We start from the raw sequence: 25,712 nt of genomic DNA, 5'->3' as shown, positions 1-25,712 counted from the left end.
CCGGTGGTCGAGACCGGAACCTCCTACAGTGGGATGGCATGAAGGCCATTACGATTCCCCGGTTCGGGCCGGCGGAGGTTCTCGAGCTCACGGAGGTCCAGGCGCCAGTGCTGGGGCCCGGCGACATCCGCTTCACCGTTGTGGGTGCCGGCATCAATGGGGCAGACATTGGCCAGCGGGAAGGCAGCTACCCGCCACCGGAGGGTGCGCCGGCCTGGCCGGGCCTGGAGGCATCCGGTGTCGTGACGGAAGTCGGATCAAAGGTGACCGGCATCACCGTCGGCGACGAGGTGTGCGCACTGCTGCTCGGCGGCGGATACGCGGAGGACGTCGTCGTCGACGCCGGGTTGGTGCTCCCCGTGCCGGCTGGCGTGTCTGTGCTCGACGCCGCAGCGCTGCCCGAGGCCGCCGCAACCGTCTGGTCGAACGTCTTCATGATGGGCGCGCTGAAGCCGGGGGAGACCCTGCTCGTGCACGGCGGATCCAGCGGCATCGGCACCATGGCGATCCAGTTGGCCGTCGCGCTCGGCTCCCGGGTGATCGCCACGGCTGGGACAGCAGAGAAGGTCGCATTCGTCGACAATCTGGGGGCCATCGGCGTGAACTACCGGACGCAGGACTTCGTCGACATCGTGATGGAGAGCACGGACGGTCACGGCGCGGATGTCATCCTGGACATGGTCGGCGGCGACTACCTGTCCCGCAACCTGGACTGCCTGGCGGTGAACGGCCGCATCACCTGCATCGCCAATCGCAGCGGTGAGCGGAGCACTTTCTCCGTCGGCGCCCTGATGAGGAAGCGCGGGCATATTTTCGCGGCCACGATCCGCGCCCGCCCCCTCGCTGAGCGGCAGGAGATCGTCGCCGGGGTGCAGGAGCACGTCTGGCCGCTGGTGGAGGCCGGAACGGTGAAGCCGATCATCGACTCCGTGTTCGAACTGGCGGATGCCACGGCAGCGCACCAGCGGATGGAGTCATCCGCTCACATCGGGAAGATCCTGCTGCAGGTCGGCTGACGCGCATCCATGGCTCAGCGCGCCAGGTCAGACCACAGGACGCCACTGAGGCTGCTCCGCCGGTGAGCATGGCGATGCTCACACTCTCGTCGCTGTCATGCCAATTGTCTTCGATGAGCGTGATCTTGGTGGCACTCCTGCTATCGATAGTATTACTATCAGCAGGTGAAGATCTCCGAACTCTGCGAATCGGCCGGGATAACCCAGTCCACGTTGAAGTACTACGTCAGGGAAGGGCTCGTGCCAGAGGGCCGGCGCACCAGCAGCAACCAGACCGAGTACAACGACACGCACCTGCAGCGCGCGAAACTGGCCAGGGCGCTCATCGATGTTGGTGCGCTGAGCATCGCCGACGCTCGCCAGGTGCTCGGCGTGCTCGACACGCACCAGGGGTCGCTCGCTCATGTGTTCGATGCAGCCCAGCACGCCATGGGTGCCGGGCGGTCGATAAGCGCGCAGCCGGCATCCGAAGAATCACGACAGTCCGTGACCGACCTGGTTGCCGGTCGTTCGTGGGCGGTGAGCGCACACAACCCAGGGAACGAACTGGTGGCACGGGCGCTCGATGGCCTGGCCACCATAGGCTTTGCGCCCTCCCCGGACTACCTGGAGGCCTATGCGGAGGCGGCGAGCTTCATCGCGCGGGCCGACCTTGCGGCACTGGCCGAGCGCAGCAGCCCGGCGTTGGTTGCTGAACTCATGGTCGTCGGCACGGTCATGGGGGACGCCCTGATGGCGGGCCTTCGAAGGCTGGCTCAGGAACACGAGACGGCAGCGATCTTCCCTGCCCCCACGGCCGAGGGAACGACCACGGATGACGAAGGAGAACGCTCATGACCAGGCACGTCATACTCGGCGGCAACGGCGTTGTCGGCGCGGAAACCATCACAGCCCTGCGCGCGCAAGGGGAAGAGGTCGCATCCGTCGGCCGCGCGCCCAATCCGAACAGCGAGGTGACATCGATCCTGGCCGACCTGCGCGACCCGGATGCGACCAGGCGCGCGGTCGAAGGGGCAGAGGTGGCCTATCTCACGGTCGGGTTGCCCTACCGAACCCGAGTCTGGCGCCGGGACTGGCCGACCATCATGCGCAACGCCATCGCGGCTGCCATTCAGCACACGACTCACCTGGTGTACTTCGACAACGTTTACGCCTACGGACGCGTGGACGGCCCGATGACCGAAGAGACCCCGATCAGGCCGAGCAGCGCCAAAGGCCAGCTGCGCGCTGAGCTGCTGCGGATGCTCGATGCAGGCAGGGAGCGCGGACTCGAGTTCACCATCGGTCGTAGTGCCGACTTTTATGGGCCGGGTGCCAGCACCAGTTCGTTCAACACGATGGCGCTCGACCGGGTCGCTGCGGGGCAGGAACCGACCTGGCTCATCGACAGCGATCAACCGCACTCCATGACCTACACGCGTGACATCGGACCGGCACTTGCCAAGCTGGGCACGGATGAGCGGGCCCGCGGCCGGGTGTGGCACCTGCCGACCGCCCCGGCCCGCACCGGAGAGGAGTACCTCGCCATGGCCAGCGGGCGGGCCCTGCGACACCGCGTCATGTCGCTGGCAACGATGCGCTTCGGCGCCCTCTTCGTCCCGATCGCCCGAGAGTCGCTGGAGCTGAGCTACCAGAACTCATCACCGTACGTGTTCGACTCCTCCCGCTATGAGGCGACGTTCGGCGTCTCGCCGACCCCGTACCCGGAAGCGATAACCCAGACGCTGGACTCCATTCGCGGGTAACTTATCGCTATGGCCAGCGCTGCAGAGATGCTCACCGTCGACGGACCGAACGGCACCAGGGAGGTGCGGCTCTCCAGCCCCGACCGGGTGCTGTGGCCAGACCTCGGGATCACCAAGCGCGACCTGGCCAACTACCTGATCGAGGTCGGTGAGCCTTTCGTGGCCGCCAACGGCGACAGGCCGCTCTCCCTCCAGCGATTCCCCGAGGGCGTCGACGGTGAACAGTTCTTCTCCAAGAACCCGCCGAAGGGGGCGCCAGACTATGTGCGTTCGGTGATGGTGGTCTACCCCAGCGCGCGGACGCATCCGCAGCTCGTCATCGATGAACCGGCAGCCGCAGTGTGGGCGGTGCAGATGAACACGATCGTGTTCCACCCCTGGCCGTCGCGCGCAGGGAACTCCGACAACCCCGACCAGCTGCGCATCGACCTCGACCCGCAGCCGGGAACCGATTTCGATGACGCCATCCCCGCGGCCATCGAACTGAGGAAGGTCCTTGAGGAGGCCGGCCTGGTCGCCTGGGTGAAGACATCCGGCAACCGCGGCCTGCACGTCTTCGCTCCTATCGAGCCGACCCACGAATTCCTCGACGTGCGCCACGCCGTCATTGCCGCCTCGAGGGAGTTGGAGCGACGGATGCCGGAGGCGGTCACCACCAATTGGTGGAAGGAGGAACGCGGGGAGCGGATCTTCGCCGACTTCAACCAGGCCAACCGGGACCGCACCATGGCCGGCGCCTACAGCCCACGGGCGCTGCCGCACGCCCCGGTGTCATGCCCGGTGAACTGGGAAGAACTGGAGAATGCGGACCCGACCGACTACACGATCCTGACCATGCCGGAGCGGCTGAGAACCGTTGGCGACCCGTGGGCGCAGTTGCACGAGAGTCCCGGAAAGATCGACACGCTGCTGGGCTGGTGGGAGCGGGACCTGGCATCCGGCCTCGGAGAACTTCCCTTCCCGCCCGACTATCCGAAGATGCCGGGGGAGCCGCCCCGCGTGCAGCCGAGCCGGGCGAAAAAGGATTGACACCTGCGAACTGAGTGACGCGCCCGGCTGGTTGCGCGGCGATGTCGGACCCTCGATTTACCCTTGTGGCATGGAGATCACGAATTGCCCGGAATGCGCCGCAGAGACCGCGAGCGGCGGGCTTGCACTGTGGGCGGACGCGGACGAGCCGATGATCGTGTTCGAATGCCAGGGCGAGGGTTGCGGCTGGGTTGGTGTCGCCGCCGAGTACTGGGCCGAACTGACGCCGGCAGTGGCAGTCGCGGCCTAGAGCTGAGTTAGACCAGCACTTCGTTCAGGTCGTACGCGACCGGGATCTCGAGTTGCTCGAAGGTGCACGATGTTGGTTCGCGGTCGGGCCGCCAACGGTCGAACTGCACGGTGTGACGGAACCGGGAGCCCTCCATCTGGTCGTAGCGAACCTCCAACACCCTCGACGGCTCGAGCTTCACGAACGACACGTCCTTACCCGACGAGAACCGGCTGCGATCGGTCGCCCCCGTCAACACAGCACCCGACTCGTCGCGCGTCACCAGTGGTTCCAGCTCATCTACCAGCTCCAGGCGCTTCTGATCGCTGAAGGCGGATGCTCCGCCGACGTTCCTGAGAACGCCTTCGCCGTCGTACAGCCCGAGCAGTAGCGATCCGACGCCCTGGCCACTCTTGTGCACCCGGTAGCCGAGAAGAACAACGTCTGCAGTGCGCCGGTGCTTCACCTTCAGCATGACGCGCTTTCCGGGGAAATACGGTGCGGCCAGAGGCTTGGCCACCACCCCGTCGAGCCCAGCGCCCTCGAACTCGACCAGCCAGCGGCGGGCAAGGTCGACATCCGTCGTCGTCTGGGAAAGGTGGATGGGCGCCGGCAGTGCCATCGCGAGCTTTTCGAGTGCCTCACGGCGCTCGGCGAACGGCCGGTCGAGGAGGCTGTCCGCCCCCAACCCGAGCAAGTCGAAGGCGACGAACGCGGCCGGGGTCTCGACAGCCAGCTTGCGGACGCGGCTCTCCGCCGGGTGGATCCGCTGGGAGAGCGCCTCCCAGTCGAGCCTTTCGTTGCCAGGCTCGCCCATGCGCACGATGATCTCGCCATCGAGAACGCAAGGGCCGGGAAGGAGGCGGGCAAAAGCATCCGTCAGTTCCGGAAAATAACGCGTCAGCATCTTGGAACCGCGGCTACCGATCTCGGTGTTGGTGCCGTCGAAATAGACGATCGCGCGGAAGCCGTCCCATTTCGGCTCGTAGTTGAGGCCGCCGGTCACGGACTCCGGTTCGGGAACAGCGTCCAGTGCCTTGGCAAGCATGGGAGCGATGGGGTCGGCAGCCGAGAGTTCCATGGGTCGATCATGCCCGTCTGCCGTTGAAATTGCATCGGTAGTGGGCTTCGCACCTCTGCGCGACCATTCTTCGAGGCGCACGGTTTCGTCGTCGAGACTGAGCAGCATCCGCTCGCCGGTGGGGTCGGGATGACGAATTTCTATATGGTGAAGGACCTTGTGTCAGACCGCGGTAGCCATCCCGTACGCCGCTGCTGGACTTTTCCTCGCCGGACTCCCTCCACAGCCCGCATATTCGCGGAGCTTTCCACAGATCCTGGGATTCTCTCGAAATCACTTGCGAAGGCGGCGTACTAGGTGTATGCCAACATTCGTAGACACCTTCACCGCATCCGTCGATGCCGTGCTGTCTGCGACCGCCGAACTGAACGAGGCAGCTGCTTCCGCTGGCCAACTCCCGGACGAGACGTTGCTCCAGTCACAGCGGTCGCTGTCCTCGGCACGTCGCAATCTGGATGCTGCCGCCGCCCGACTGGCTGGTGAAACTGCCGTACGTTCCAGTCGCGAGGCGGGGCTGTCCGGGTTGGCGCAGAAGGAAGGGTTCCGAACACCAGAGGCGTTGGTCCGCACCCTCACCGGGTCCACGGGGCGGGAAGCGGTCACCCTGGTGCGGGTTGGAGCGTTGCTTCATGACGCCAGTGTGGGTGACGGCACTGACACTGCTTCTGGTTCGGCCACTCCGGTCTCCGACCGGCCGTGGTTGACTGCAATCGGGGTCGAGGTCGCGGCCGGGCTGCTGTTGGTCGCCGGGGCAGAAGCGATCCGTGCCGGGCTGGGTGTCCCGGACGCCGGGGTGAGTGCCGACCAGTTGGCGCAGGCGGCTGCGGCCATCGCCGCCGCCGCGTTGGGGCTGGATGTCGACGAACTGTACCGACTCGCGCGCAACGCGCGGGATGACTTGGACGAAGCGGGCATCGCCGCCCGAGAGAAGGCACAACGCGAGCAACGCTGCCTGCGCCGGTGGCGCAAGCCCGACGGGATGACCCGCTACATCTGGGAGCTCGACCCGGAAGGTGCGGCTGTCGTCGACGGCGTTTACGACCAGCTCACCTCTCCGCGTCGCGGAGGACCGCGCATGGTAGATGAAACCGAACAAGCACGCGCCGCCGCGGTGGAGCAGGATCCACGTACCACCGACCAGTTGGCCTCCGACGGTCTGCTGCAACTCGTGACCATCGCGGTCGGTACCGACCCGAGCCAGATCATCGGGCGTGCCCAGCCGGCAGTCCGCGTGCTGGTATCCGCCGACAGCTTGACCGACCGCAGCGGGCATGGCCGGATTGAAAGTCACCCGAACCCAGTCTCGATCGAGACGGTGGAGCGTATCGCCTGCACGTCCGGAACTGTGCCTGTCATCTTCGACCAGCATGGACAAGCCATCGATGTGGGGCGAGAACAGCGGTTGTTCACTCGCCGACAGAAGGTGGCGTTGGCGGCCCGCGACGGCGGATGCCGCTGGCCGGGTTGCGGCAGACCGCCGAGCTGGACGGAAGCCCATCATGTTGAGCACTGGAAACGCGACCACGGACCGACCGATCTGGCCAACGGGATACTGCTCTGCCGACATCACCACCTGCTGCTGCACGACAACCATTGGGAGATCTACCGCGAGGGCGGCAACTATTGGCTGACTCCGCCGCGGACCATCGACCCCGCGCAGGCGCCGCGACCGATGCCGCACAAGAGTGCAGCACTGAAAGACCTCCTCGCAGGCAGGGAGCAACGGCGGAGTGCGTGAACCGGAGTGCGTGAACCGGAGCGTGCAACCAGGATCGCGTGAACCGGAGCGTGCAACCAGGATCGCGTGAACCGGAGCGTGCAACCAGGATCGCGTGAACCGGAGCGTGCAACCAGGATCGCGTGACCTGGAATGCGAGACGAGAGCGCGAGATCAGTGCGTGACTAGGCGAGTCGGCGGAAACGGTGCGCCTTCACCGTGTCGCCCACCACCGACCAGGGGTGCGGCTGGGAGCGTTGCAGCTCGTCGAAGAGCGATTGCTCCACGTCGAAGTACTCGTACACCCCGCCAGACTCGAACTTGACCGTCAGGGTGCGAGACGCAGCATCGTACGAGACGCCATCGAGGGCGTCGGAGTCGATCGGATCCAGGTGCACCTGTCAGCTCCCGACGACGTTCTCAACAGCAGCGGCCCTGCGGGTTGCTGTCCTGGCGGTCGTCGCGATCCCGCCAGAACTCGCGCTCCGTCATCGGCGGATGATCGTCCGGGCCATGCGCGGACTCGTAGAACGCCAGGTACTTCTCGTAGGCATCCGCGCCCATCACCCCCCGAAGGAACCAGCGAAGCTTTCCCAGTGTGCTGCGCAGCGTCGAACCACCGCCCATCGTGTTGGCCTCCATCAGTGACCCGCCTTCTTCGAACCGAGAGTCGTCCTCACCGTCGGCCGGGCGTCCCACTGGGCCTGGATCGCGCGCTCCGCCCTGGTCGGGATGAAGCTCGCCGGCCCGAAGATCCGCGACGGAACAGCCGCATCCTCACTGGTGCCAAGCTCGCGGGTGCGGTACGACCGCCAGGTCGCCCACGACGCCGCCACGATCACGATGATCGACAGCACCACGAAGAGCACGGAGAGGATGCCCTGCACCATGGTGTTGCGGATGACCGCCTCCATCGCCTGCACCCCGTCGGCGGTGCCGAAACTCGTCTCGCCACTGGCGAGTGCTTCAGAGAAGGCCGCGTTCTGGGCAAAGTACCCGATCGCCGGGATCGGCGAGAAGATCTTCAGGATCGATGCCCACACGGTGATCACGGATGCGAACCCGAGCGGCAGGATGGCCACCCACAGGTACTTGAACAGGCCGCGCTTAGCCATGATCGCCAGGCAGATCGCCAGCGCGATCGCCGCCAACAGCTGGTTGGCGATGCCGAACAGCGGGAAGAACGTGTTGATGCCGCCCAGCGGGTCGGTCACTCCAAGCACCAGGATCGCGCCCCAGGCGGCCACCATGATCGCCGTCGTCGACCAGGCACCCGCACGCCACGAGGTGTCCTTGAAGCGGGGGACGAAGTTGCCGATGCTGTCCTGCAGCATGAACCGCGCGACCCGGGTGCCGGCATCCACCGCCGTGAGGATGAACAGCGCCTCGAACATGATCGCGAAGTGATACCAGAACGCCATCAGACCGCCGCCGGTCAGTTGCTGCATGATATGCGCGAGACCGACGGACAGGGTCGGTGCTCCGCCGGTACGCGAGACGATGCTCTCCTCACCGACATCCTTCGCGGTCTGTAGCAGCGCGGCCTCGTCGATCTCGACGCCGGTGATTCCCAGGTTGTTGACGAACGCCACCGCGCCCTCTACGGTGCCTCCGGTGGCTGCGGCCGACGAGTTCATCGCGAAGTAGATTCCCTGATCGATCGACATCGCGGCGACCAAAGCCATGATCGCGACGAACGACTCCATCAGCATCCCGCCGTAGCCGATCATCCGGGTTTGGCGCTCCTTCTCCACCAGCTTCGGGGTGGTCCCGGATGAGATGAGCGCGTGAAAACCGGAGAGGGCGCCACAGGCGATGGTGACGAACAGGAACGGCCAGAGCGGCCCGGCGACGACAGGCCCTTCGCCGGTGGACGCGAACTCGGTGAAAGCTGGAACATCCAGTTCAGGTCGCACGATGATGATCGCGACGGCCAGCATCACGATGGTGCCGATCTTCATGAACGTCGACAGGTAGTCGCGGGGGGCGAGCAGCAGCCAGACCGGCAGGATGGCCGCGACGAACCCGTAGATGACGATGCCGATGGCGATGGTCAGCGGCTCCAGGTGGAAGAGCTCGGCCCCCCACTCCGTGCCGGCGACCGCGCCTCCGCCGATGATGGCGGCAAGCAGCAGGATGAAGCCGATGATCGACACCTCGATGACCTTGCCGGGCCGGAGGAACCGTAGGTACACCCCCATGAAGAGTGCGATCGGGATGGTCATGGACACCGAGAAGACGCCCCAGGGGCTCTCCGCCAGGGCGTTGACCACCACCAGCGCGAGAATGGCCACAATGATCACCATGATGGCGAGGGTGGCGACGATGGCGGCGATCCCACCGACGGTTCCCAACTCATCCCGCGCCATCTGGCCGAGTGAGCGTCCGCCGCGGCGCATCGAGAAGAACAGCACCAGGTAGTCCTGCACTGCACCGGCGAGCACCACGCCGACGATGATCCAGAGTGTGCCGGGGAGGTAGCCCATCTGAGCGGCGAGCACCGGCCCCACCAGCGGCCCGGCTCCTGCGATGGCGGCGAAATGGTGTCCATAGAGCACTCGGCGGTCGGTGGCGACGTAGTCCTTGCCATCCGCCTTGTACTCTGCCGGAGTCGCGCGTCGGTCATCCGGTCTCGTCACCCGGGTCTCGATGAATTTCGAATAGAAGCGGTAGAAGATGAAGTAGGTGCAGACCGCCGCGAACACGAACCAGATCGCGTTGATCGTTTCCCCGCGGGAGATGGCCAGTACTGCCCAGCTGACACTACCGAGCAGGGCGATGGCGGCCCAGATCACGATTTTCGCCGGGGTCCAGCGCCGCTCTTCTGCTGCGAGAACCTCCGGATCGACTGCCACCGGCGGGAGACTCGGATCCTGTTCGAGCACCGGGTCGGCGGGGTAATTTCCCTCGGAGTAGCGGGACGTGGAGGCCATGATCTCTCCCTTGAGCGGTGGTCGGTGGTCGTGCTCACCGACAGAGTAGGCCGGTTGAATCCCGCAGGCCACGGTCGCGCAGAATTCTGTGGCGACGGTTCTGCGCGGTTAGGCGATGCCTAGACTGGGCGTTGATCAGAGGAGGAATGATGCTCGTCGCATTCTCAGTAGCCCCCAGCGGGACCGGTCGTGCCGATGATTCAGTTCATGATGCGGTGGCCGCCGCGGTCAAGATCGTTCGCGAGTCAGGGCTGCCCAACGAGACCGATTCCATGTTCACCACGATCGAAGGCGAATGGGACGAGGTGTTCGCCGTCATCAAGCGGGCGACGGATGCTGTCGGCCAGTTCGGGTCGCGGGTTTCGCTGGTACTGAAGGCAGACATCCGCCCCGGACACACCGGGGAGCTCACCGGCAAGGTGGAGCGACTGAACGAGGCGCTCGGGGACTAGCGGCTGCAGCGCCCTTCGCTCAGAGGTCAGTAGCGGTGGGCTCAGTGACGGTGGGCTCAGTGGCGGCCGGAGTTTCGCACCATGGCGATCAGGGCGAGCAGGCCGAGCACCAGGCCGACGATGAAGAAGCTGATCAAGCCGATCCAGAGGTACAGTTCCATTCCCTCAGTATTCGCCTGATCCGACCGCCCGTCGAGCCCTGATCTCTAGCTACTAGTGGACCGGGGCTGGGCTCTCCTCCAGGGCATCGGCGGGCTTCCGCACGAAGAACGAGACGGCGACAGCCACCAGCGACAGGATCGCACCGGAGAGGAAGGCGGCCTGGATGCCGCTGGCTGTCGCCGCGACATCCGGAGTCTCACCGGCGCTCAAGGCGACGGATTGTGCCGTCATCACGGTGATGAACAGCGCGGTGCCGGCCGCACCGGCCAATTGCTGCACGGTGCCGATGATGGCGCTGCCGTGCGAGTACAGGTGCGGCTGGAGCGACCCGAGGGCAGACGTGAAGACCGGCGTGAACAGCCCGGCGAGGCCGACGCTCAACCCGAGGTGTGCGATCAACACGAAGATGAACGGCGTGCCCTCATCGAGGAGGGTCATTCCCCAGAACACGACGCTGACGATGATCGAGCCCGGAACCACCAGCACGGTGGGGCCGTGCTTGTCGTAGATGCGGCCGACGACCGGGCCGAGGAGACCCATCAGCAGGCCACCCGGCAGCAGGAGCAGGCCGGTGACCAGCGGCTCCAGGCCGAGAACGTTCTGCACGTAGATCGGCAGCACGATGATGGTGCCGAACAGTGCCAGCATGCTGATCACGAGCATCGACGTCGAAATGGTGAACGTCTTCGAGGTGAAGGTGCGCAGGTCGAGCAGGGCGCTATCGGTGCGCTGCAGCTTCAGCTGCCGGATGGTGAACAGCGCGAGTGAGACGCCTCCGATGGCGAGCGGGATCCACACCGGCATCATGACCTCGCCGCGGGCAGCCTCGCCCAGGCTGCTCAGCCCGTAGATCAGCCCGCCGAAGGCGAACGCCGACAGCACGACGGAGAGCCGGTCGATCGGGATACGCCGCGGCTCGGTCACGTTCTGGATGCGTGTCGCTCCCAGGATGAGGGCACCAATCGCGATCGGGAGCACCAGCCAGAACATCCAGCGCCAGTCCAGCACGCTGAGGATGAGACCGGAAATGGTCGGGCCGATCGCCGGGGCGACCGACATGACGATCGAGATGTTCCCCATCGTCTTGCCGCGGGACGCCGGAGGAACCAGCGTCATCACGGTGGTCATCAGCAGCGGCATCATGATGGCGGTACCGGTTGCCTGCACCACGCGCCCGGCGACCAGCACCTCGAAGCCGGGAGCAAGTGCCGAGATGAGCGTGCCGAGGCTGAAGAACGTCATTGCCGCCAGGAAGATGCTGCGGGTGTGGAAACGCTGCAGCAGGAATCCGGTGATGGGGATGACGACCGCCATGGTGAGCATGAACGCCGTGGTCAGCCACTGGGCGGAGCTCGCCGCGATGCCGAGGTCGGCCATGAGCACCGGCACGGCAACGCTCATGATGGTCTCGTTGAGGATGACGACGAAGGCGGAGATCAGCAGCAGGCCGATCACCAGCTTGTTCCGTGAGGCGATGCGCGCGGCCTCCGCGGCTCCTGTCGAGGCGGCGCCTGTCGAGCCCAGGACCGGAGAGGAGGATGTTTCAGGCAAGAGCGGTCCTGTCGAGAAGGGGGGTGAATGGGCGCACTATGGAAACGCCTCCAGTAGTCTGCCTTATTCCACCGACACTGGAGCCGCCACGGGCGGTGCTTACGCTGACGGCGGAGCGATCCGCGCCCGAATCACCGCGAGCATCCGCCTCAGGGTGAAGGTGGTGCTTCCGAATACGGCGTACGGAGCGGATGGCGGCTGTTCCCTCCTGTCCAGGTTGTCGATGGCCGTCTCGGCTGCCTGCGCGGCCTCCGCTTCCCCGAGGCGCTCGTTCCAGGCTCGCACCAGCTCGGCCATCCGGGCGAGCCCGATGCTCAGTGGTTCCCGCAGCTCCTCGGGAAGCTGGGCCGGCACCGGGTCCGCCCAGATTGCGGCGGTCATCGTCTCGCTGAGCTCGCGAGTGTGACGCCCGAGTGTCCCGAGGGCGGCAAGGTCGTCGTAGTCCTCCTGCAGGTCGTATCGATGCCACCAGACCCTCGGATTGATCCGTCGGCTTTCTCGAGCATCCTCAATGACGGGCTCGGCTGCCCGGAGGGAGGACTCCAGCGACGTCACCCCGTCGAGCCAGTCCTGATGTTCGGGCGGCCACCGCTCCATGAGGGCGCCTGCCATGCTGTCAAGGTTGTCGGCGATGTCCTGTCGCAGCCCGATGATCTCGTTCGCCGACTCCCGCATTCTCAGCGGCGGGACGATGACCAGGTTGACGACGATCCCGATCGCCATCCCCACACCCATCTGCACCACGTAACCCAGCGAGTAGTCGTCGGCCTGGGCGCCGCCGATGATGAGCACGAAGAGCGCGGCGATCGGCACATAGTCGCGTCCGGCGCCCAGCCCCCGGAGTCCGCCGAGCAGCACACCGAGTCCGACGGCCAGCGGCACGCTCGCCACGCCGGACAACGGGCTTTGGATCACAGCCCAGGCCAACCCGATGCCGATCGCGAGCCCCAGCACCGTCTGCAGGCTCGCTCGCAGTGACCCCATCAGTGTCGGCATCATGCTGATCAGCGCACCGAGAGGGGCGTAGTAGGAGTACTCGTCGACCGTTCCCGGCAGCAGCTGGGCGATCGGCCAGGCGAGCCCGGCGGCGATCGCCGTCTTCAGTGCGAGCAGCAGCCTGGCCGGGCGGATGCTGGGCGCGAGGGTGCGACGGATGGTACCAAGCATCCGCTCCATCATCGGGAGTGGTTACAGGTCGACCGCGCGGTTGTCGCCGACGTCGGGCTGCCCGCCGGTGAGAGCGGCCTTGGCCATCTTGAAGACCGCGACCACGCCGGGCGTGTCTCGTGCCCAGAACTCGGCCGAAACCGGACGCACCCGGATCAGGGCGACGGTCGGGTCGTCCTTCCCTTCCGGAAACCAGGCTTCAACGGCCGGTGACCAGTACTCGTCGACCTTCTCCCGGTCGTGCACGATCTCCGCATTACCGGCGATCGACAGGTAGCCCTTTCCCGATTCGAATGCGGCGTTCACCTGGGGGTTCACCAGGATGTCGGTGACCTTCTCGCTCGGGTCCTGGGTGAAGAACCACAGTTCGCCGGAGAACTCGGCCTCCTGGGTGGCCAGCGGCCGGCTGTGCAGGTCGCCGTGCTCTGAGCGTGTGGTCACCAGGGCGATCTTCGACGCCTTGATGAGCTCGGCAATCGTCTTCAGTTCCTCATCGGATGCAAGATGGGTCATCTGGGCCTCCCGTCGGCGCGACTCTCGCGTCGTGGCGCACGATAACCGCGCACACTGAAAACCGGCTCCGAGCTTCAGCCGGAAGCGACCCGTCTCAGCTTCTCCGGATTCCTCACCACGTAGATCTCGGTGACGACCCCGCCGTCGAGCACCAGGGAGATCAATGTGTCCACCCCGGCATCGGTGTAGCCGACGATGGCGGCATGCCCGTTGACTTCGGCCAGTTCGTAGCGGGTCGGGGCATCCGGTTTGGTCATCACTCCGAGCGTGAAACGGAGTGCGTGCTCGGGCGTGCGCACCGGTTTCAGGGCTGCCTTGCGCAGGCCGCCGCCATCGTTGTACATCACCACGTCCGGGGCGAGCAGCGAGAGCAGGGACTCCAGCGATCCGCCGACGGCAGCCTTCAGGAAGCGTTCGGTGACCTGCCGATGGGTGGAGTGGTCGACCGGATGCCTCGGCGCCCGAGCCTCCACGTGCTCACGAGCGCGATGCGCGAGTTGGCGAACGGATGCCTGGCTGCGGTCGAGCGCGCTCGCCACCTCCGCAAACGGCAGCCCGAAAACATCGTGCAGCACGAAAGTCGCCCGCTCGGCTGGGGACAGGGTTTCCAGCACCACGAGCATCGCGAGCGAGACGGATTCGGCGACCTCCACCGTGGCATCCGCTGCCGGATCGTGGTGGGAACTGAGCGGCTCAGGCAGCCACGGTCCGATGTACGTCTCGCGCAGGCGCGCGTGATGCCTCAGGTGGTTCAGCGCCTGCCGGGTGGTGGCCTTGAGGAGGTAGGCCCGCGGGTGCTCGATGCTGCCGGTATCCACCTCGGCCCAGCGGAGCCAGGTCTCCTGCACGACGTCTTCGGCATCGGAGATGCTGCCCAGCACCCGGTAGGCGGCCGCCACCAACTCGCGGCGATGCTCGGCGAACAGGGCAGCGTTGCTGGCGATGGCTTTGCCGGTGGCGGCCTTGCTGGTGGTGTCGCTCACGCGCGGCTGGTGTCCAGCTCGCACTGGTCCTTGAAGCCCTGGCTGGTGAGGCCCATGGCGGCGTTGGTGCGGGAACGCTGGTTCTCGAGCGCGATGATGGCGGTGAGTTCCACCAGTTCCGCGTCGCTCAACTGCTCGCGCAGCCCGGCGACCATATCGTCGGTGACGGCGGGCGGAGTCTGGGTCATGGCCACAGCGTATTCGATGACCGCCTTTTCCAGCGGCGAGTAGGCGGGGCTGTCCGCGCCGGAGCTGATCGCTCGCAGCTTGGCTTGGTCGACTCCGTGGTTGTGCGCTTCCCAGAACCCGAAGTCGAGGCACCAACTGCAGCCGATCTCGGCTGCGGATGCCATGGTGGCCAGGGCCTTCAGCGTCGGGTCGAGCGTGTTCCACTTCGCGACGCTCGACTCGTGCCGGATCATCGTGGCGAGCACCTTCGGGTTGTGGAACGCGACCAGCCCAGGCTCCAGCACGTCGCCGTAGTTGCGGCGGCTGTACCACTCCATGACGCGCGTCTTCAGTGTGCGGGGGTGGGTGAGCGGGATGCGGGGCATGGTTGTTCCTTTCGACGAACCCAGCGAAGTGCTGGTCTGCAGTATTGGCTGCTACAAGGGGAGACACCGCTCGCTCGGTTTAAGTGACACGAGTGCCTCTTCCATCCCGCCGCGCGGTGTCTCCAGTGGTTCGCGGGCATGATTTCGGGCGCGCGTCACCGAAAAGGGCGCGCGGCGGCGTTATGCAGGAGTGTCGGCTCAGCGGAAGTCGCGGGAGGTGGTTCTGGCGCCGATGCTGAGGGTTTCGAACCGGTCGGCGATCAGGTTGGTCACCCCGTCGGGGGAGCGCTCCAGGATGCCTCGGATCACCATGGCCGGTGCCTCCCGGGCAACCCGACGGTAGCGGTTCCACACACCGACGCTGGCGATCACGTTCAGGATGCCCGTCTCATCCTCCAGGTTCAGGAAAGTCATCCCGCTCGCCGTCTGCGGGCGCTGCCGGTGGGTGACCACCCCGCCCACCTCGATGCGCCGGCCGGTCTCCGCCGACTCCAGCTGCTCGATGCTGAGGGCACCGCGCCCGGCCAGGGAGGAGCGGACGTGACGGATGGGGTGGTCATCCGTCGAGATACCGGTCGCCCACAGGTCGTAGGCCATCTGCTCGGCCGCCGTGAGGATGGGCAGCAGTGGAGGCTGCACCGTGACCCGGGTGCCCTCGAGGAAGTCCGGCTTCTCCAGCGCGGCGGAGCCTGCCTCCCAGAGCGCCTCCCGCCGGTTCACCCCGAGGGAGTCGAACGCCCCGGCGGATGCCAGTGCCTCCAGCTGGTCGGTGTTGAGCCCGACCCTGCGGGAGAGGTCGGCCAGGTCGCGGAACGGGCCGCACTCGTCCCGTTCGCTGACGATGCGCTCGGCCAGGTCCTTTCCGATGCTGGTTACAGCGGCGAGTCCCAGCCGCACGGCGTAGCCGCCATCGCGGCGGTGGTCGCGGGGATCGCTGGCCTTGCGGTCGAACGGGCCGATGGGGGGTTGCTCGAAGTCGAGGCAGGCGGGGGTGCCGGTTGGGTCGCTGCCTCGGCAAGCTCGACCGGTCTCGACAAGCTCGACCCGCTTTACGGGCTCGAGTTGCGCCTCCGCCGTGGAGTGCTGGATGTCGGGGCGACGCACCTCGACACCGTGCCTGCGAGCATCCGCCACCAGCGTTGCCGGCGAGTAGAACCCCATCGGCTGGGCGCGCAGCAGGGCGGCGAGGAACACCGCAGGGTAGTGCAGCTTGATCCACGAACTGGCGTAGACCAGCACCGCGAAACTCAGCGAGTGGGATTCGGCGAACCCGAAGTTGGCGAATGCCTGGATGCGCGAGTAGATGTTGTCGGCCACCTCGCCGGTGATGCCATTGGACGCCATCCCCTCGTAGAGCTTCGCCCTGAGGGTCTCGATCTTCTCGATGCCGCGCTTGGACCCCATCGCCCGCCGCAGCAGGTCGGCGTCCTCGGGGGTGCAACCACCGACCGCCACCGCCATCTGCATGAGCTGCTCCTGGAACAGCGGAACGCCCAGCGTGCGCTCCAGCACCGGTTCGAGCAGCGGATGCGGATAGCTCACCGCCTCCTCGCCGGTGCGCCGGCGGATGTACGGGTGCACCGCCCCGCCCTGGATCGGGCCGGGGCGGATGAGCGCGATCTCGACCACCAGGTCGTAGTAGCGGCGCGGCTTCAGCCGGGGGAGGGTAGCCATCTGGGCCCGGCTCTCCACCTGGAAGACGCCGATCGCATCCGCCCGGCAGAGCATGTCGTAGACCCCTTGCTCCTCCCGGGGGATGCTGCCGATGGTCCATCGCTCGCCCAGGGACTCGTCGATGAGGTCGAAGGCATATTGCAGGGCGGCGAGCATGCCGAGGCCGAGCAGGTCGAACTTGACCAGGCCCATCCAGGCGCAATCGTCCTTGTCCCACTGCAGCACCGTGCGGTTCTCCATGCGTGCATGCTCGATCGGGCATACTTCGCCGACTGGGCGATCGGTGAGTACCATGCCGCCGGAGTGGATGCCCAGATGCCGCGGAAAACGCAGCACCTGCCTGGCCAGGTCGACCACTGGCTGGGGGATGTCGGTGCCCTCCGCTGACACGTCGGTCCACGAGTCGATCTGCTTCGACCAGGCATCCTGCTGCCCCGGACTGAACCCGAGAGCCTTGGCCATGTCCCGAACGGCATTCTTCGGCCGGTAGCTGATCACGTTCGCCACCTGGGCGGCGTTGCGGCGACCGTACTTCTCGTAGACGTACTGGATGACCTCCTCCCGCCGGTCGGAGTCGAAGTCGACGTCGATATCGGGCTCCTCCTCACGCAGGCTGGACAGGAACCGCTCGAACGGCAGGTCATAGAAGATCGAGTCGACCGCGGTGATGTCCAGCGCGTAGCAGACGGCCGAGTTCGCGGCCGAGCCGCGACCCTGGCAGAGGATGCCGCGGCCACGGGCGAACTGCACGATGTCGTGCACGATCAGGAAGTAGCCGGGGAAGTCCTTCGCCTCGATCACCGCGAGCTCTTTCTCGATGCGCTCGTGCACACTGGGCGCCGCGTTCGGGTAGTGCTTGTCCACCCCCCTCCAGACCAGTTCCCGCAGCCACGACATCGAGGTGTGTCCGGCCGGCACCTCCTGCTTCGGCAGTTTCGGTCGCACCGCGCGCAGCTGGAACGACAGGTCATCGGCTACCTCAACCGTGCGCTCCACGGCTCCCGGGTAGCGGGCGAAGCGGGCGGCCATCTCCGCTCCGCTGCGCAGGTGGGCGCCATCGGATGCCGGCAGCCAGCCGTCCAGTTCGTCCAGGCTCCGGTGCGCGCGAACGGCGGCCAGGGCTGCGGCGAGCGGAGCATCCGCCGGGCTGGCGTAGTGGGCGACATTGGTGGCCAGGTAGGGCAGGCCGGCCCGTGCGGCGATGCCGGCCAGCGCGTCGTTGTGCGTGGTGTCCAGCGGGTTGCCCTGGTCGAACAGCTCGACCACCACGTTGTCCCTGCCGAAGCGATCGACCAGTCGGTCGACCTCCCGTGCCGCAGCATCCGCCCCCTCACTGGCCAGGGCCCTTCGCACCGCACCCTTGCGGCATCCGGTCAGCACCAGCCAGTGACCGGATGCCGCAGTCGCCAGCGCATCCAGGTCATAAACCGGTCGCCCCTTCTCGGCGTCGGCGGCCAACTGCGCGGTGGTGATGGCGCCGGCCAGCCGGTGGTACCCATCCTCGCGGCGGGCCAGCACCACCAGGTGGTGCCCTTGCGGGTCTGGCTCCCCGTTCTGCGGCTTGCTGAGCCCGAGCGACAGCTCCGCTCCGAACACCGTTTTCAGGGTGGATACTTCTGTCGCTTCGGCCATCCGTACGATGCCGTAGAGGCCGTCGTGGTCGGTGAGTCCGATGCCGTGCAGGCCCAGCCTGGTGGCTTCGGCCACCAGTTGCTCCGGCGAGGATGCGCCGTCGAGGAAGCTGTAGTGGGAGTGCACGTGCAGCTCGGCGTAGGGGACCACCGGCCCGGTGGGGCGTTCAGGGAGTGCCGGCGCCTCCCGCTGCTTCCACACCTCGGGCAGGGGAGAACCGGAGAGGGCGCGCTCGAGCTGCGCCCAGCTGACCGGCGGGTTGTTCCAGCCCATCTCAGGTCCCTTTCAGTAGTTGGTTCCGACGGTTAGTCGTACCGGGCTTCCGCCCACCAGCGGTCGTTCTCCCGCAGCACCAGCCAGGCCTCGCCCCGTTCGTCCACCAGCTGGAACCGGGTGGCCCGCCTGCTGCGGGCGGCATCCCACCAGCGCTGCTGCAGCGGCCACGGCCCGGCCCAATGGGTGACGGCCCGCCGGTCCCCGCCGGCCTGGCCCGATACCGACTGGCCCGATACCGACTGGCCCAATATCGACTGGCACAGCCACGCCGGGGGAGCGCTGACCGTTCCCCGCGCATCGACTTCGACCACGGTGCCCGCGGCATCCAGCACCTGAACGGGCTGCAGCTGCTCGAACACGGTGGCCGGGGGTGGGTCGGGCAGGCTGCCCGGCCAGGGACGTGTTGCCGTCGCTACCGCTGAGGCCGGCGGAGCGTCGCCCCAGGGCACCAGCACGCGACGCTCGGCGAGCATCCGCCCGCCCCCGGCCACCGCGGTGAGCACAGCATCATGGCCGAGCATGCTCTGGATGCGCGACAGGCCGTGATGGATGCGTTCGTCCGGAGCGTGCCCCCACAGCCCGGCCTCGTGGTTGCCGATCGCGTCGACTCGTACGGGGGAGACCCGCACCCGGGTCACCGGGGAGGCGAGTTCGCCGCCCGCGCCCTGCAATTGCCAGCGCACCCGGTCGAGGACCTCGGCCGCGGTGAAGTGTCGCGGATGCGCCCACTCCCGCTCCGAGGATGCGCCGGACTCGGTGTCGACCACCACCCGGATGGCCGTGCAGACCAGCTTCGCCGCGGTGATGCCGGCCACGAATGAGTCAGCTGCCGAGCGGAACGCGAACGCGACCGTCTCGATCCGGTCGAGCGGCGGCTCGAACAGGGCCACCTGGTCGAAGTCCTTCTCCGTGACACGTGCTGTCACCGGCCTGGGGTCCCGGCCGGCGGCCTGCGCGTGGGCGCGGGCGCCGTCCTCACCGAAGCGGGCACGGACATCCGTTTCGTTCAATGCCGCGAAGTCGCCCAGGGTGCCTGCCCCCAGCCTCTTCAGGAGGGGAACCAGCTTCGGCTCACTCAAGGCATCGATGGGCAGCGGACCGAGGAATTGCGGTGACGCGCCGGTCGGAACGATCAGGGTGCGCTGGTGCTGCGCGGTGCGGTAGGCGGCCTGCTCGGCGGCGAAGATGCCGTCGGCGATGCCGATGCGAGCGTCGGCGTCGGGGGTGAACCGGCCGAGGACGCCCAGCAGTTCGCTGGCGGCGCGGTCCTCCCCGCGGTAGTAGCGGGCGGCACCGCGGGCCCGCACGGTGGCAAGGCCGGGCCGCAGCACCTGAACGCCCGGCACGCGCTCCTCGATGACCTGGGCGACCGGGTCGAAGGCGCGGGCATCCGCAACCGGGTCGTAGGCGACGGTCACCAACTCCGGGCAGCGTGCCTGCGCCTCCCGCAGCCGCAGCCCACGCCGCACCCCGTCACGCCGCGCTTCGGCTGAGCAGGCCACCACCTCGCCACGGTCGATCAACGCTCCTGGGGCATCCGCGGGCAGCGAGCCCGCTGCCACCGCTGCCACCACCGGCCAATCGGGACACCACACCACCAGCACCCGGAGCGGGTTCACGCTCGACATCTTCTAACCCGCCCGGCTGTCCGCAGCATCGTTATCGAACTCGTGGAAGCGACTCTCCTCCAGGGGGAACGTCAACTCCCTGCGCCGCGCCTGGTGCATCCCGTTCCGGCCGCTGACCTCGACCTCGAGCCGGCGCGTCGACAGGTAGCCGTGGCCTGCGCCGAGCCCCCGCCAGGAGTTACCCACCACGGTCAGCGTGGCGTCGGCCCCCGGCCAGTCACCCAGCACGACGAGGGTCGACCCCCGTTGCCTCAGCCGCGCGCCCAGCCGGGAGGTCTCGGCCGGGGCAACGCGGGCGGGGGAGCGCGCGACGACCACGCTCAGAACATCCGTCATCGCCGCTGCGACGGTGAGCCACTGGCCTGCGGGGGTCGGCACCAGCACCAGCCGCTCCAGGTCGATGCCGAGCCGGGAGGCGGCCTCGATGCCGAAGTCCGGCATCCCGAGCACACCGCACCAGGCACCCTGCGCCGACGGGCCGGCGAGCATGGCCATGGCGAGCGTGGTCGACCCGGTCACGGAGTATGCAGCACCCTGGCGCAGTCCGCCGGGCAACAACGTCCGCAGCGCAGGCAGTGTTGGTAGCGAACGCTCGTCCAGGCGGGTAGCCTGCATGTTCTGGATGCGCGCCTGCAGGTCTTCCCTCACGGAAGACGGAGCGGTGGAAGCGAGCGCGGGCATCCCCTATGTTCGAACATGTGTTCGAGTTAATCAACCTGGTACGGCGTGTCTTGGCATGCTCATTCGCAGGCCGCTCGGGCATCATCCGTCGACCCCGTCGAGTCTTGCAAAGGTCGTCGACGTGAGAGGCTGCCGAGTTCCGACAAGTTGCCCCATCCGGCGCCCTGGTGGGGCAGCTTCTCTCCCCTCGGCCTGGTTTCCCGAGGGACACCTTCCCGCTCACCCAGCACGAGAAGGCGAAAAGTCACCGAAGACCCGCCCTATCGGTGACTTTTAGCATTCTCATCGAGTCAGCGCCCGACGACGCTCATCCATATGCTTAGACGGTGACGCAGCAGACCACCGCCGACCCCGTCCGCGCCGCCCTCAGCTGGAAGCTGCTGCCCGCTGCGCTGCTGTCGGCATCCGCCGTACCCCTGTTCGTCTTCGAGAGCGACCTCGGTTACCCGGTGCTGGCTGCAGCCCTCGTCACGGCGGCGTTCATCGACCGCGAGTTGCTGCGACACCTGGCGCTCATCGCCGCGGGAATGGTCATCATCAGCCTGGTTCCGCTGAATGCCGACCTCAGCATCCAGCACATGGCGCTCATGGGCGGCGCGCTGGCCCTGGCGGTGCTGGTTCCGTGGCTGGTGGGCCGGTTCGTCTACCGCGAGAACATCATCCGCTTCCCGATCGCCACCGGACGCAAGTGGTCGCTGACCGCGAAGCTCTACCTGCTGGGCGTGGTGGCGCTCGGCTACTTCATCCTGCCGGTCTACCTGATCAGCACGGGCGTCTACCAGAACTGGCCGGATGCTTCGGATCCGACCATCTTCTGGCGCCTCTTCCTGGGGGTGAACACGGTTGGCATCTGGGACGAACTGTTCTTCATCTGTACGGCCTTCACCCTGCTGCGCAGGCATTTTCCGGACTGGCAGGCGAACATCCTGCAGGCGGTGATCTTCTGCTCGTTCCTGTGGGAGATCGGTTACGAGGCGTGGGGCCCGCTGCTCACTTTCCCGTTCGCGATGCTGCAGGGCTACACCTTCAAGCTGACCAAGTCGCTCACCTACGTCGTCTCGGTACACCTGCTGTTCGACCTGGTGCTGTTCCTGGCGCTGGTGCACGCACACAACCGCGACTTCCTGCCGATCTTCATCTACTAGAGCCGGCTCGAGCTCCCAGCACTGATCCCGAGTCGGGTCATTCTGCGGGTTCGCGCGAGGGTCACTCGCAGAACGACCCGACTCGCGAGGTGGTCAGGAGCTGACGGGGCTGTCGGCCGCCGGGACACCGGCGACGCGGCGAACGGACGCCCGGGGCTCGGTATTCACGGACAGCTGGAAGACGTCGGGCCGGGAGTAGTGGCCGGTCACATCGAGGTCGTACTTGCCGCGAACCTGGTCGGCGAGGTCGATGTCGGCGACGAGCAGCGTGCTCTTCCCGTAGACCGGCCCGGCCAGGACCTCGCCGAGGGGGGAGACGATGACGCTGCCCCCGCGAATCAGCTCGGTCTCCGGGTCGTTCCCCTGCACGGCGTCGTAGTCGTCGGGGCAGTCTGCGCGGGTGAGGTACTGGCAGGCGCTCAGCACGAACATCCGCCCCTCGTAGGCAATGTGGCGCATGCTCGACTGCCAGATTTCACGGTCGTCCACGGTGGGGGCGCACCACAACTGGATGCCCTGCTCGTAGGTGGCCAGCCGCAGCTGCGGCATGTAGTTCTCCCAGCAGATGGTGGCGGCGTACCGGCCGGCGGGCGAGTCGAAAACCTCGAGCGTCGAGCCGTCGCCCTGGCCCCAGATGAGTCGCTCGCTGGCGGTGGGCATGAGCTTGCGGTGCTTTCCCACCAGCGACCCGTCGGCACCGAGGTAGACGGCGGTGCAGTACAGCGTTCCGCCGTCGCGCTCGATGACTCCGACGACGATGGTCATGCCCGCCGCAGCAGCCAGCTCGCCGATCTCCTCGGTCTCCGGGCCGGGCACTGTCACGGCCGAGTCGAAGTAGCGTCGGTAGTCGTCCCGCCCTTCGGGTGTGCGCGAGCCGACGACAGCGCCGAAATCGAGTCCTTTCGGATAACCGCCGATGAACGCTTCGGGGAAGACCAGGAACTCGACCTGCTGTGCCGTCGCATCCGCCACCAGGTCCCGCAGTCGCTGCATGGTTGCCGGGGTGTCGAATACGCGGGAACCGACCTGGGCTACGGCCACTCTCGTCATAGGGGAGTCCTCTCTCAGTGCTTATTCGTTAGCGTACTAACTATCCGTGAGGAGCAGGTTCTGCCACAGTTGTCGCGGGCGTCGGCGTGGCACAGGGCTTCATGACCCTGGTTCACCATCGGCGTCGTCTCAGTGCTGCTGTGTGCTCAGTGCTGCTGTGTGCTCGGTGCCGTGTGGAACGACTTGCAGCGTGTTTACGCGGAGCTGGGGATGTAGCTAGCCAGCCAGCAGCGCATCCAGCTTCGCGAACGCGGACTCCCAGTTCGTGCGTGCTTCGGCTCCGGACTCCTTGCTGAACGGGCCCTGCCGCAGCACCACCTGAGTCTGCTCCCCGCCATCCTGGAACTCGACCCGCCACGACAACACGTATTCTTCGCGATCCGGCGTGGCAGCGACCAGCTCTTCGCCGACCAGCAGCTCGTTCGCCACCACCGACGTGTATGTCAGGTTGACTACGGAGGTCGACCCGTCCTCGGCCACCAGCGTAAGTCGCTGGTGTCCTCCGACGCTCGCGTCGACGTCGATGCTGTCCGCCTGAACGCGGTAACCGCCGGGAGCGATCCATTCGGCCAGCTGGGCGCGGTCGGTGAAGGCGCGGAATACCCGCTCCGCCGGCGCGTCGAACGCCCGTTCGATGAGCAATTCCATGGTCGATTCGGTCACGTCCCCCGCCTTCCGTTGGTGCTTTGTACGCTACCGTGAACCGTCACAGCCGACCACTGATCATGCCCGGCGACATCGTCCGGGCACGGAGGCACGCATGAACACGCATGACGTCGTCAACCAGCCGCCGCTGCGGGTGGACATCAACGAATTCACCAGCAATGAACCGTTGACGGATGCCGTGCAGCACTACGACGCCGGGTGGGCGGCCCCGGAGCTGGAGCTGGTCGGTGCCCTGGTCGGTTCGGCCGATTTCCAGCATGACGCGGAGCTGGCGAACACGAACCCTCCGGCGCTGAAGGCGTTCGACCGCTACGGCAACCGGGTCGACGAGGTCGAGTACTACCCGTCCTATCACCGCATCATCGCCGCAGCCACCCGGAATGGCGCCCACACGGCAGCCTGGGCCGATCCGCGCCCCGGTGCGAATGTGGCCAGGGCGGCGAGCTTCATGCTGTTCGCGCAGGTCGAGCCCGGCCACGCCTGCCCTATCTCGATGACCCATGCCGCCGTGCCGGCCCTCGCAGGCACGCCGGAGCTGCTGGAGCAGTGGCTCCCTCGGCTGTTGAGCCGCGACTACGACGGCTCCCTCACCGCCGGCAAGTCGTCAGCGCTGATCGGCATGGCGATGACCGAGAAGCAGGGCGGGTCGGATGTCCGGGCCAACACCACGACGGCCGTCGCCATGGGGGATGGCCGCTACGAACTGACCGGGCACAAGTGGTTCTGCAGCGCCCCCATGTCTGACGCCTTCCTGGTGCTCGCCCAGGCATCCGGCGGCCTGAGCTGTTTCCTGGTCCCTCGTGTCCTTGACGACGGCAGCAGGAACGTCTTCCGCCTCCAGCGGCTCAAGGACAAGCTCGGCAATCGTTCCAACGCTTCGGCAGAGGTGGAGTTCGAGCGCACCGTCGGCTTCCTCCTCGGCGAGGAGGGACGCGGGGTCCGCACCATCATCGACATGGTGGCGCGCACCAGGCTGGACTGCGTGCTGGGCACAGCCGCCGGGATGCGTCAGGGCGTGGCCGAGGCGCTCTGGCACGTTCGCCATCGCCGGGCTTTCGGCAACGTGCTGGTCGACCAGCCTGCGATGACCGCCGTGGTCGCAGACCTCGCGCTCGAGGCTGAGGCGGCGACGGCGACGGCGATGCGCCTGGCGAGGGCGCACGACGACGATGCCGACGACCAGGAACGGGCTTTCCGCCGGTTGGCGACCGCCGTGTCGAAGTACTACGTGTGCAAGCGCGGTTCGGGGCACGCGGTGGAGGCGCTGGAATGCCTCGGCGGCAACGGCTACATCGAGAGTTTCCCGCTAGCCCGCCGGTACCGCGAGCAGCCGGTCATGGCCATCTGGGAGGGCTCCGGCAACGTCATCGCCCTCGACGTTCTGCGGGCGATCACCCGCGAGCCGGAGAGCGTCGACGCGTTCGAAGCCGAGGTGTCGCTGACCAGTGGCGCGCATCCGCTGCTCGACCAGCAGGTGGCGGCCACTCGCGGCCTGCTCACCTCTTTGCGTGGGGCGGATGTTTCGGACGCCGCTGCGCAGGCACGCCAACTTGTCGAATCGCTCGCCATCGCCCTCCAGGCTTCCCTCCTGGTGCGAACCGCGCCGCCCGCGGTTTCCGACGCCTTCATCGCCGCGCGGCTGGGGGAGAACCGCGGCTCCCTCTACGGAGCGCTTCCCACCGGGCTGGACTTGACGGCCATTCTCGCTCGGCACTGACAGGCCAACGCTAATGTGAGCGTTCCTAGTCGAGCACATCGCTACCGCGCCGGAGCGCGCCTGCTCTGGCCACGGCACCGCGCTGAGCGTAGACTGAGTATATGGAAATGC

General features: G+C 66.9%; 23 protein-coding genes. 9 read left to right on the top strand and 14 right to left on the bottom strand.

What is annotated here, in order from left to right; genetic code table 11:
- Positions 1-38: 38 nt before the first annotated feature.
- From ACX3O0_RS05675 to ACX3O0_RS05655, 5 genes are all read left to right on the top strand, one after another.
- Complete coding sequence (locus ACX3O0_RS05675; protein WP_459107066.1) at positions 39-1,016, top strand: NAD(P)H-quinone oxidoreductase; 978 nt, start codon at positions 39-41, stop codon at positions 1,014-1,016.
- A 165-nt stretch (positions 1,017-1,181) separates the two neighbouring features.
- Complete coding sequence (locus ACX3O0_RS05670; RefSeq protein ID WP_459107065.1) at positions 1,182-1,853, top strand: MerR family transcriptional regulator; 672 nt, start codon at positions 1,182-1,184, stop codon at positions 1,851-1,853.
- A complete protein-coding gene (locus ACX3O0_RS05665) occupies positions 1,850-2,761 on the top strand; it encodes an NAD-dependent epimerase/dehydratase family protein (protein ID WP_459107064.1) in 912 nt (303 codons plus the stop codon). The genes ACX3O0_RS05670 and ACX3O0_RS05665 overlap by 4 nt, the downstream gene beginning before the upstream one ends.
- Positions 2,762-2,770: 9 nt before the next feature.
- Positions 2,771-3,790 (top strand): non-homologous end-joining DNA ligase, encoded by a 1,020-nt coding sequence (ligD, locus tag ACX3O0_RS05660; protein ID WP_459107063.1) that lies wholly within the window; start codon positions 2,771-2,773, stop codon positions 3,788-3,790.
- Positions 3,791-3,860: 70 nt separating this feature from the next.
- Entirely contained in the window at positions 3,861-4,040 is a 180-nt protein-coding gene (locus ACX3O0_RS05655) for a hypothetical protein (RefSeq protein WP_459092175.1), read from the top strand.
- A 7-nt stretch (positions 4,041-4,047) separates the two neighbouring features.
- Here the strand turns inward: ACX3O0_RS05655 and ACX3O0_RS05650 are convergent, their stop codons facing one another.
- A complete protein-coding gene (locus ACX3O0_RS05650) occupies positions 4,048-5,100 on the bottom strand; it encodes an ATP-dependent DNA ligase (protein WP_459107062.1) in 1,053 nt (350 codons plus the stop codon).
- Positions 5,101-5,401: 301 nt separating this feature from the next.
- Between ACX3O0_RS05650 and ACX3O0_RS05645 the strand changes: the two genes are divergently transcribed.
- A complete protein-coding gene (locus tag ACX3O0_RS05645; RefSeq protein ID WP_459107061.1) occupies positions 5,402-6,838 on the top strand; it encodes an HNH endonuclease signature motif containing protein in 1,437 nt (478 codons plus the stop codon).
- Positions 6,839-7,002: 164 nt separating this feature from the next.
- On the opposite strand, the gene ACX3O0_RS05640 is transcribed toward ACX3O0_RS05645, so the two are convergent.
- From ACX3O0_RS05640 to ACX3O0_RS05630, 3 genes are read right to left on the bottom strand one after another with little or no spacing between them, the layout of a single operon-like run.
- Entirely contained in the window at positions 7,003-7,215 is a 213-nt protein-coding gene (locus tag ACX3O0_RS05640; protein ID WP_459107060.1) for a KTSC domain-containing protein, read from the bottom strand.
- A 22-nt stretch (positions 7,216-7,237) separates the two neighbouring features.
- Positions 7,238-7,444 (bottom strand): YbdD/YjiX family protein, encoded by a 207-nt coding sequence (locus ACX3O0_RS05635; protein ID WP_459108451.1) that lies wholly within the window; start codon positions 7,442-7,444, stop codon positions 7,238-7,240.
- A 14-nt stretch (positions 7,445-7,458) separates the two neighbouring features.
- Positions 7,459-9,750 carry a carbon starvation CstA family protein gene (locus tag ACX3O0_RS05630; protein WP_459107059.1) on the bottom strand — a complete coding sequence of 764 codons (2,292 nt, stop codon included), beginning with the start codon at positions 9,748-9,750 and terminating at the stop codon, positions 7,459-7,461.
- A gap of 149 nt (positions 9,751-9,899) precedes the next feature.
- Here ACX3O0_RS05630 and ACX3O0_RS05625 point away from each other — a divergent pair, with 149 nt between their 5' ends.
- A complete protein-coding gene (locus ACX3O0_RS05625; RefSeq protein WP_459107058.1) occupies positions 9,900-10,202 on the top strand; it encodes a thiamine-binding protein in 303 nt (100 codons plus the stop codon).
- A gap of 213 nt (positions 10,203-10,415) precedes the next feature.
- On the opposite strand, the gene ACX3O0_RS05620 is transcribed toward ACX3O0_RS05625, so the two are convergent.
- The 8 genes from ACX3O0_RS05620 to ACX3O0_RS05585 form a co-directional block, all read right to left on the bottom strand.
- Positions 10,416-11,915, bottom strand: a complete 1,500-nt coding sequence (locus ACX3O0_RS05620) for an MDR family MFS transporter (RefSeq protein WP_459107057.1) — start codon at positions 11,913-11,915, stop codon at positions 10,416-10,418.
- A gap of 99 nt (positions 11,916-12,014) precedes the next feature.
- Complete coding sequence (locus tag ACX3O0_RS05615; protein ID WP_459107056.1) at positions 12,015-13,082, bottom strand: FUSC family protein; 1,068 nt, start codon at positions 13,080-13,082, stop codon at positions 12,015-12,017.
- 21 nt (positions 13,083-13,103) lie between these two features.
- Positions 13,104-13,595, bottom strand: coding sequence for a pyridoxamine 5'-phosphate oxidase family protein (locus ACX3O0_RS05610; RefSeq protein ID WP_459092185.1), 492 nt, complete (start codon positions 13,593-13,595; stop codon positions 13,104-13,106).
- Positions 13,596-13,669: 74 nt separating this feature from the next.
- On the bottom strand, positions 13,670-14,578 hold the full coding sequence (gene sigJ, locus ACX3O0_RS05605; RefSeq protein ID WP_459107055.1) for an RNA polymerase sigma factor SigJ: 909 nt from the start codon (positions 14,576-14,578) through the stop codon (positions 13,670-13,672).
- Positions 14,575-15,132, bottom strand: a complete 558-nt coding sequence (locus ACX3O0_RS05600; RefSeq protein ID WP_459092189.1) for a carboxymuconolactone decarboxylase family protein — start codon at positions 15,130-15,132, stop codon at positions 14,575-14,577. Before ACX3O0_RS05600 ends, sigJ begins: the two co-directional genes overlap by 4 nt.
- A 198-nt stretch (positions 15,133-15,330) precedes the next feature.
- A complete protein-coding gene (locus ACX3O0_RS05595) occupies positions 15,331-18,711 on the bottom strand; it encodes an error-prone DNA polymerase (RefSeq protein WP_459092191.1) in 3,381 nt (1,126 codons plus the stop codon).
- Between the two features lie 32 nt (positions 18,712-18,743).
- On the bottom strand, positions 18,744-20,333 hold the full coding sequence (locus tag ACX3O0_RS05590) for a DNA polymerase Y family protein (RefSeq protein WP_459107054.1): 1,590 nt from the start codon (positions 20,331-20,333) through the stop codon (positions 18,744-18,746).
- 12 nt (positions 20,334-20,345) lie between these two features.
- Positions 20,346-21,023, bottom strand: coding sequence for a hypothetical protein (locus tag ACX3O0_RS05585; RefSeq protein ID WP_459107053.1), 678 nt, complete (start codon positions 21,021-21,023; stop codon positions 20,346-20,348).
- Positions 21,024-21,349: 326 nt separating this feature from the next.
- Between ACX3O0_RS05585 and ACX3O0_RS05580 the strand changes: the two genes are divergently transcribed.
- The gene (locus tag ACX3O0_RS05580; RefSeq protein ID WP_459107052.1) at positions 21,350-22,168 is read left to right on the top strand and encodes a CPBP family intramembrane glutamic endopeptidase; all 819 of its coding nucleotides are present in this window, start codon (positions 21,350-21,352) and stop codon (positions 22,166-22,168) included.
- A 93-nt stretch (positions 22,169-22,261) separates the two neighbouring features.
- Here the strand turns inward: ACX3O0_RS05580 and ACX3O0_RS05575 are convergent, their stop codons facing one another.
- Positions 22,262-23,218: a carbon-nitrogen hydrolase family protein gene (locus ACX3O0_RS05575; RefSeq protein WP_459107051.1), complete on the bottom strand. Its 957-nt coding sequence runs from the start codon at positions 23,216-23,218 to the stop codon at positions 22,262-22,264.
- A gap of 216 nt (positions 23,219-23,434) precedes the next feature.
- A complete protein-coding gene (locus tag ACX3O0_RS05570) occupies positions 23,435-23,881 on the bottom strand; it encodes an SRPBCC family protein (protein ID WP_459092201.1) in 447 nt (148 codons plus the stop codon).
- Positions 23,882-23,978: 97 nt separating this feature from the next.
- Here ACX3O0_RS05570 and ACX3O0_RS05565 point away from each other — a divergent pair, with 97 nt between their 5' ends.
- The gene (locus ACX3O0_RS05565; protein WP_459107050.1) at positions 23,979-25,601 is read left to right on the top strand and encodes an acyl-CoA dehydrogenase family protein; all 1,623 of its coding nucleotides are present in this window, start codon (positions 23,979-23,981) and stop codon (positions 25,599-25,601) included.
- The last annotated feature ends 111 nt before the right edge of the window (positions 25,602-25,712 follow it).

The sequence above is a fragment of the Homoserinimonas sp. A447 genome (assembly GCF_054489325.1).
This window is presented reverse-complemented; position numbering and strand designations above follow the sequence as displayed.

Coding starts and splice junctions, on each gene's coding strand:
- ACX3O0_RS05675 (WP_459107066.1), top strand. CDS start 39: ATGAAGGCCATTACGATTCCCCGGTTCGGGCCGGCGGAGGTTCTCGAG.
- ACX3O0_RS05665 (WP_459107064.1), top strand. CDS start 1,850: ATGACCAGGCACGTCATACTCGGCGGCAACGGCGTTGTCGGCGCGGAA.
- ligD (WP_459107063.1), top strand. CDS start 2,771: ATGGCCAGCGCTGCAGAGATGCTCACCGTCGACGGACCGAACGGCACC.
- ACX3O0_RS05655 (WP_459092175.1), top strand. CDS start 3,861: ATGGAGATCACGAATTGCCCGGAATGCGCCGCAGAGACCGCGAGCGGC.
- ACX3O0_RS05650 (WP_459107062.1), bottom strand. CDS start 5,100: ATGGAACTCTCGGCTGCCGACCCCATCGCTCCCATGCTTGCCAAGGCA.
- ACX3O0_RS05645 (WP_459107061.1), top strand. CDS start 5,402: ATGCCAACATTCGTAGACACCTTCACCGCATCCGTCGATGCCGTGCTG.
- ACX3O0_RS05635 (WP_459108451.1), bottom strand. CDS start 7,444: ATGGGCGGTGGTTCGACGCTGCGCAGCACACTGGGAAAGCTTCGCTGG.
- ACX3O0_RS05630 (WP_459107059.1), bottom strand. CDS start 9,750: ATGGCCTCCACGTCCCGCTACTCCGAGGGAAATTACCCCGCCGACCCG.
- ACX3O0_RS05625 (WP_459107058.1), top strand. CDS start 9,900: ATGCTCGTCGCATTCTCAGTAGCCCCCAGCGGGACCGGTCGTGCCGAT.
- ACX3O0_RS05615 (WP_459107056.1), bottom strand. CDS start 13,082: ATGCTTGGTACCATCCGTCGCACCCTCGCGCCCAGCATCCGCCCGGCC.
- ACX3O0_RS05610 (WP_459092185.1), bottom strand. CDS start 13,595: ATGACCCATCTTGCATCCGATGAGGAACTGAAGACGATTGCCGAGCTC.
- ACX3O0_RS05600 (WP_459092189.1), bottom strand. CDS start 15,132: ATGCCCCGCATCCCGCTCACCCACCCCCGCACACTGAAGACGCGCGTC.
- ACX3O0_RS05595 (WP_459092191.1), bottom strand. CDS start 18,711: ATGGGCTGGAACAACCCGCCGGTCAGCTGGGCGCAGCTCGAGCGCGCC.
- ACX3O0_RS05585 (WP_459107053.1), bottom strand. CDS start 21,023: ATGCCCGCGCTCGCTTCCACCGCTCCGTCTTCCGTGAGGGAAGACCTG.
- ACX3O0_RS05575 (WP_459107051.1), bottom strand. CDS start 23,218: ATGACGAGAGTGGCCGTAGCCCAGGTCGGTTCCCGCGTATTCGACACC.
- ACX3O0_RS05565 (WP_459107050.1), top strand. CDS start 23,979: ATGAACACGCATGACGTCGTCAACCAGCCGCCGCTGCGGGTGGACATC.